Source organism: Amnimonas aquatica (assembly GCF_002943415.1).
GTDB classification, from domain to species: domain Bacteria; phylum Pseudomonadota; class Gammaproteobacteria; order Pseudomonadales; family Moraxellaceae; genus Perlucidibaca; species Perlucidibaca aquatica_A.
This window is the reverse complement of record NZ_PTQZ01000113.1, coordinates 1-5,653: the sequence shown is the minus strand read 5'-3', so window position 1 is coordinate 5,653 and position 5,653 is coordinate 1. Positions and strand designations below refer to the sequence as shown.

4 protein-coding genes are annotated in these 5,653 nt (G+C 69.9%); all 4 read right to left on the bottom strand.

The window, feature by feature from the left end; all coding sequences use genetic code 11:
- A partial coding sequence (locus C5O18_RS05750; RefSeq protein ID WP_146089232.1) for a hypothetical protein occupies window positions 1-332 on the bottom strand: 332 nt, incomplete at its 3' end.
- Window positions 333-459: 127 nt separating this feature from the next.
- Complete coding sequence (rapA, locus tag C5O18_RS05745) at window positions 460-3,273, bottom strand: RNA polymerase-associated protein RapA (RefSeq protein ID WP_105192272.1); 2,814 nt, start codon at window positions 3,271-3,273, stop codon at window positions 460-462.
- Window positions 3,274-3,288: 15 nt separating this feature from the next.
- A complete protein-coding gene (locus C5O18_RS05740) occupies window positions 3,289-3,966 on the bottom strand; it encodes an RluA family pseudouridine synthase (RefSeq protein ID WP_105192270.1) in 678 nt (225 codons plus the stop codon).
- Between the two features lie 60 nt (window positions 3,967-4,026).
- Window positions 4,027-5,502 carry an MFS transporter gene (locus C5O18_RS05735; protein WP_277422151.1) on the bottom strand — a complete coding sequence of 492 codons (1,476 nt, stop codon included), beginning with the start codon at window positions 5,500-5,502 and terminating at the stop codon, window positions 4,027-4,029.
- Between the last annotated feature and the right edge of the window lie 151 nt (window positions 5,503-5,653).

The following is a 5,653-nucleotide window of genomic DNA, read 5'->3' as shown; positions in this document are numbered from 1 at the left end:
AGCGCCACGGCGTCGACACCATTCAGGTCCACGGCCATGCTGGCGTTGGCGCCGCTGCGGTCGACGCCGCCGAAGTAGCTGGCGCGCACCTGCGCCTTGATGGTGTTGCCGGTCACGAAGATGACGCGGAAGCCGGTCACCGCCACGCGCTTGCTGCCGGGCAGGACCTTGCTGGCGTCCTTGCCGAAGGTGCCGCCGGTCTTGCCCTTGAAGTAGCTGTCGGGGTCGAGCGAGGACAGGGTCGCGGCCGGAGCGGCGACCGCGGTGAGCGGGGCGGCGAGGCCGAGCGCGAGACCGAGTGCCAGCGGCAGCCAGGCGGTTTTCATGGACATGATGAGCAACCCCCGTGTAATGGCAGGGCTTTCCTGCGCGATCAGTACGGAAGTCTAAGGGGGAGGTGGTGCCCGGGCCGTCCCCCCGTTTGTGGGGGGAGGCCGCTGCGGCGACGAGCGCCGGTGATCAGGCCGCGATGATCAGGCGCACCGTGTGCAGGCTCATCTGCAGGCGGTCGAGCGCTGCCAGGCCTTGCGCCAGGCGTGCTTCGGCGTTGGCGATCTCGCTGTCGCGCACGGCCGGATTGACGCGCTGCAGCGCCTTCAGGCGGTCCAGTTCGGCGCCTTCCAGCGCCAGCCAGGCCGTGCGCGCGCTGGTGCGGGCGGCATCGACGCCGGCCGCTGCCAGCTTCTCGGCGGACACCAGCAGGGCCTCGGCGTCATCGCGATGCGCCTTGATGACGCTGCGCGCGAGCTTGATCTCGGGCACGTCGAGCTGCTTCGCCAGGCTGGCGGCGGCCACCTGCGGCGCCAGGTCGCGGCCGCGGGCATCGACCAGCAGACGCAGCGGCTCGGCCGGCAGCACGCGGTCCAGTGCCAGCGCCGCCGGCGCCTGCACGGCGGCCTCGTACCAGGCTTCGAGCAGCAGCGTGCCGGGCTTCACCGATCGGTTGCGCAGCACCGCCACCTGCACGCTGCCCTGCGGCGCCTGTGCAAGCCATTCCAGCACGCCGCGCACCATGGGGTGTTCCCAGGTCAGGAAGTGCCAGTCCTCGTGCGAGAGCGCGGTGGCTCGGTCGGCGCACACCGTCATGCCGTCCGGGTCGAGGCCGGGGAAAGCGTCGATGAGCTGGTGCTCGCCCGGCTGCAGGATCCAGGTGCGCGCGGCGCCGTGGTCCTCGACATGCACGCCGAAGGCTTCCCAGGCCGCCAGCATGAACTCGTCCAGCCCGGTGTCGTCATCCTGTGCCGCCAGCGCCTGTGCCAGCGGCTCGGCGAGATCACGGCGACAGGACTGCAGCTCCAGCAGACGGTCGCGGCCGGCGGCAAGGTCGGCCTCGAGGGTCTCGCGCAGGCCGCGGGCGCGGCCGATGAGCTCATCCAGCGCGCTTTCGTCGGCCGCCGGGCGCAGCAGCGGCTTGAGTTCGGCGAGATGGTACTCGTGCACCGTCGGCGCGGTCGGCGAGCAGTGCGAGAACACGCCCAGGGCCTCGTCGTACCAGCGGAACAGGCGCGCCTGCGCCGATCCGTCGAGCAGCGGCACATGCAGCTGGATGGTGTGGCGCTGGCCGATGCGGTCGAGGCGGCCGATGCGCTGCTCGAGCTGGTCCGGGTTGTCCGGCAGGTCGAACAGCACCAGGTGGCGGGCGAACTGGAAGTTGCGGCCCTCGGAGCCGATCTCCGAGCAGAGCAGGATCTGCGCGCCGCCTTCCGGGTCGGCGAAGTAGGCGGCGGCGCGGTCGCGTTCGAGCAGGCTCATGCCCTCGTGGAAGACCGCCGTGCGCACGCCTTCGCGCAGGCGCAGCCAGGTCTCCAGCGCTTCGGCCACCGGCGCGGTGCGGGTGATCAACAGGCACTTGTCGCGCTTGTGCGCTTTCAGCCAGGCGGCCAGCCAGGGCAGGCGCGGGTCGTCGGCGAGCCAGACTTCCTCGTCGACCCGGGTTTCCGGCCAGATCGCGCCCTTTGCGATCCACGTTGCGTAGCTTTCCGGCACCGGCAGCCGCAGCGGATGGCTTTCGCGCGCCGGGAAGCCGCCGACGGCGGCGCGGGTGTTGCGGAACAGCACGCGACCGAGGCCGTGGCGGTCGAGCAGGGCCTTGAGCGCGGCTTCGCGGCCCTCCGTCTGGTCGAGCTTCAGTGCCAGATCAGGGAGCAGGCCGGCCAGCTGCGCGCTGCTGTCGGCGTCCGGCTCGCCGCCGATGAGGGCGTCGGCGAGGTCACGGGTGGCGTGCCAACCATCCTGCTCCTCGATGAACGCCTCCAGCGACGGATAGCGCGCCGGATCGAGCAGGTGCAGACGGGCGTAGTGGCTCTCCAGGCCGAGCTGCTCGGGCGTGGCGGTGAGCAGCAGCAGGCCGGGGATGCGCTCGGCCAGCGTGGCCACCACGTCGTATTCGATGCTGGATTCTTCCGGCGACCAGCCCAGGTGATGCGCCTCGTCCACCACCAGGATGTCCCAGGGCGCTTCGCTGGCCGAAGTCAGCAGGTGCGGGTGGTCGGTGAGCAGCGACAGCGGTGCCAGCACCAGCTGTTCGCTGAGGAAGGGGTTGTCGCCATCTTCGGCCAGCGCCGCGCAGCGCTCGAGGTCGAACAGGCTGAAGGCGAGGTTGAAGCGGCGGCGCATTTCCACCAGCCACTGGTGCACCAGGCTGTCCGGCACCAGCACCAGCACGCGTTCGGCGCGGCCCTGGCGGTGCTGGGCATGCAGCACCAGACCGGCTTCGATGGTCTTGCCGAGGCCGACTTCATCGGCCAGCAGCACGCGCGGCGCCAGCCGGCTGGCCACCGTGTGGGCGACCGAGAGCTGGTGCGGAATCAGGCCGACACGGGCGCCCATGAGGCCGCGCACCGGGCTCTGCGCCAGGCGCTGGCCCTCGCGGGCGGCGGCGAGGCGCAGCGGGAACCAGTGCCGGGCTTCGAGCTGGGCGGCGAGCAGGCGCTCGCGCGGACGCGACAGGTGCAGTTCGGCCGACAGGCGGGTCTCGGCCAGCGCCTTCTCGTCGCCGGCGTCATCGCGCACGTTGTAACGGAACAGGCCGTGCTGCTCCTGCACCGACAGCACCTGCCAGGACTTGCCGTCGGCATCCTCGATGCGGTCGCCGGCACCGAAGTGGATGCGGGTCAGCGGAGCATTGGCGCGGGCATAGACGCGGGTTTCCTCGCTGCGCGGGAACAGCACCGTCATGGCCCGGGCATCGACTTCGATCACGACACCGAGGCCGAGCTCGGGTTCGGCATCGGAGATCCAGCGTTGGCCCAGGGCAGGAACATTGTTTTTCATTGGGTTACAGGGTCTTCAGGAGAATATGGTTGAAAAGTCTTCCGGGGCCGTGAAGCGCATGCGCCGGCCATCGGCGGGGTGATCGAAGGCCAGTTCGGCAGCGTGCAGGCACAGACGCGGACTGGCTTCGCGCCAGGCATCCGGCGCGTACAGGCTGTCGCCCAGGATGGGGTGGCCGATGGCCTGCAGGTGCACGCGCAGCTGGTGCGTGCGCCCGGTCACCGGTTCCAGCGCCAGCAGCGCGACATGCTGACGCCGCGCGAGCACGCGCCACAGCGTCCGCGCCGGCTTGCCGGCGATCGGATCGACAATCTGGCGGGGCTTGATTTCGGGGGCGTAGCGCATGGGCAGGTCGATCTCGCCGGCATCCTCTTCGGGCAGGCCCGCCACCAGCGCCACGTAGTGCTTGTCCACCGTGCGGGCCTGGAACTGCTTGCCGAAATGACTGGTGGCCGCCTTGTGACGGCCGAAGACCATCACCCCTGACGTGTCACGGTCGAGTCGGTGCACCGCGTGGATGTCCGGATCGTGCTGCTGGAGGCGGGTGAGGATGCTGTCGTGCTTGTCGCTGCCGAGGCCGGGCACGCTGTGCAGGCCGGAAGGTTTGCGCAGGACCACGCAGTCGGCATCGGCATGCAGGATATCGAGGCCCGGGCAGGGGCAGGGGAGTGCATGTGCGTCGGGCGTGGTCATGGCGCGGATTGTACTGAAAGCCACTGCTTTGCACAGGTGATTTCAGCACCTGTTTGCGTATCAGTCCGGGTGAGTACGTCCGGAGGAGGCGGCACCGGTCGCGGCCGGGGGCACCGCCGGCGCGCGCAGGCAGTGCCAGACCAGCGCCAGCGCCGCCAGCTGCAGCAGGCCGCTGATGAAGAACGTGCTGCCCAGGCGCCAGTCATCCGCCGGCAGGTGCGCCACCCAGGCCAGCACGGTGGTGCCTATCAGCGGCGCGATCACCGTGCTCAGGCTGGCGATGGCGTTGAGCGCGCCCTGGGTCAGCCCCTGCAGCGACTCCGGCGCCGCGCGCGAGATGCGCCCCTGCAGCAGCGGCGCCACCATGAACGCCAGCAGGTTGCAGAGGATCAGCACGTAGAGCATCCACGGCTGGCCGGCCATGCCGTAGCCCGCGGAGGCCACGATGGATGAGCCCAGGCCCAGCGCCAGCAGGCGGTTCTCGCCCAGCTTGGGCAGCAGCCGGCCGAGCAGCAGCCCTTGCGCCAGCGCCGAGGTCAGGCCGAACAGGCAGAGCGCGATGCCGTTGTCGCGCGGGGTCCAGTCGAAGCGGAAACTGGTGTAGAGCACCCAGGTCGAGTGCATCAGCCATTGCGCCAGCAGCACCAGCGCATAGACCACCACCAGCCCGGCTGCGCCCTCCAGGCGCGACAGATGCTTCATGGCCGCGAACGGATTGGCGCTGCTGGCCAGGCGTATCGGCACGCGGCGTTCCGGCGGCAGCGACTCCGGCAGCACGAACCAGCCGTACAGCCAGTTCAGCAGCGCCATGCCGGCGGCGACCCAGAACGGCAGGCGCAGGCTGCTTTCCGCGAGCAGGCCGCCAAGCATGGGCCCGGCGATGAAGCCGAGCCCGAACGCGGCACCGATGGCGCCGAAGCCCTTGCTGCGCTCGGCCGGCGTGGTGATGTCGGCGACATAGGCGTTGGCGACGGTGAAGCTGGCGCTGGTGGCGCCGCTGAGCAGGCGCGACAGCACCAGGATCAGCAGCGAATCCGTGGTGGCGGTGATCAGGTAGGCCGCGCCAAGACCGAAGATGGACAACAGCAGCACCGGCCGCCGGCCGTAGCGGTCGCTGAGCGCGCCCAGCCAGGGCATGGCGAGGAACTGCGCCAGGCCGAAGGTCACCAGTAGCGCGCCGTACCAGTACGACTGCTGTTCCGGCGAGCCGGCCAGCTCGCCGACCAGGGCCGGCAGCACCGGCAGCATGAGGCCGATGCCGAGCACATCGATGAACACCGTGATCAGGATGAAGGGCAGGCTGGCCTGGTATTGGCGCATGGCGTGTGATCCGCTGGGGCATCCGCCACGGCGGGCCGGGCAGGGGGAGGCAGGTGCCGCATTAAAGCAGGTGCGGTGTTGCCTGTCGAAGGCGGCGCGGCTATGATCGAGAAACAATGAAACAAATAATGAATAATGTATCCATGACCATGCCTCAGACCGATATCGCCACGTCCGATCGTGATCCGACAGCCACCGCAGACAGTCCGCCGCCACGATCAGCGTCAGCCGCCGAGACGCCCGAGCCGCCGGCCATGGACATGGCCAGCTGCGACCGGCGCTTTCCCGGGCTGCTCGACAGCATCGGGCTGCTGGCTGGCGGAGCCAATGTCATCATGCAGCTCAGCCGCATGCCGGTGGGCTACGG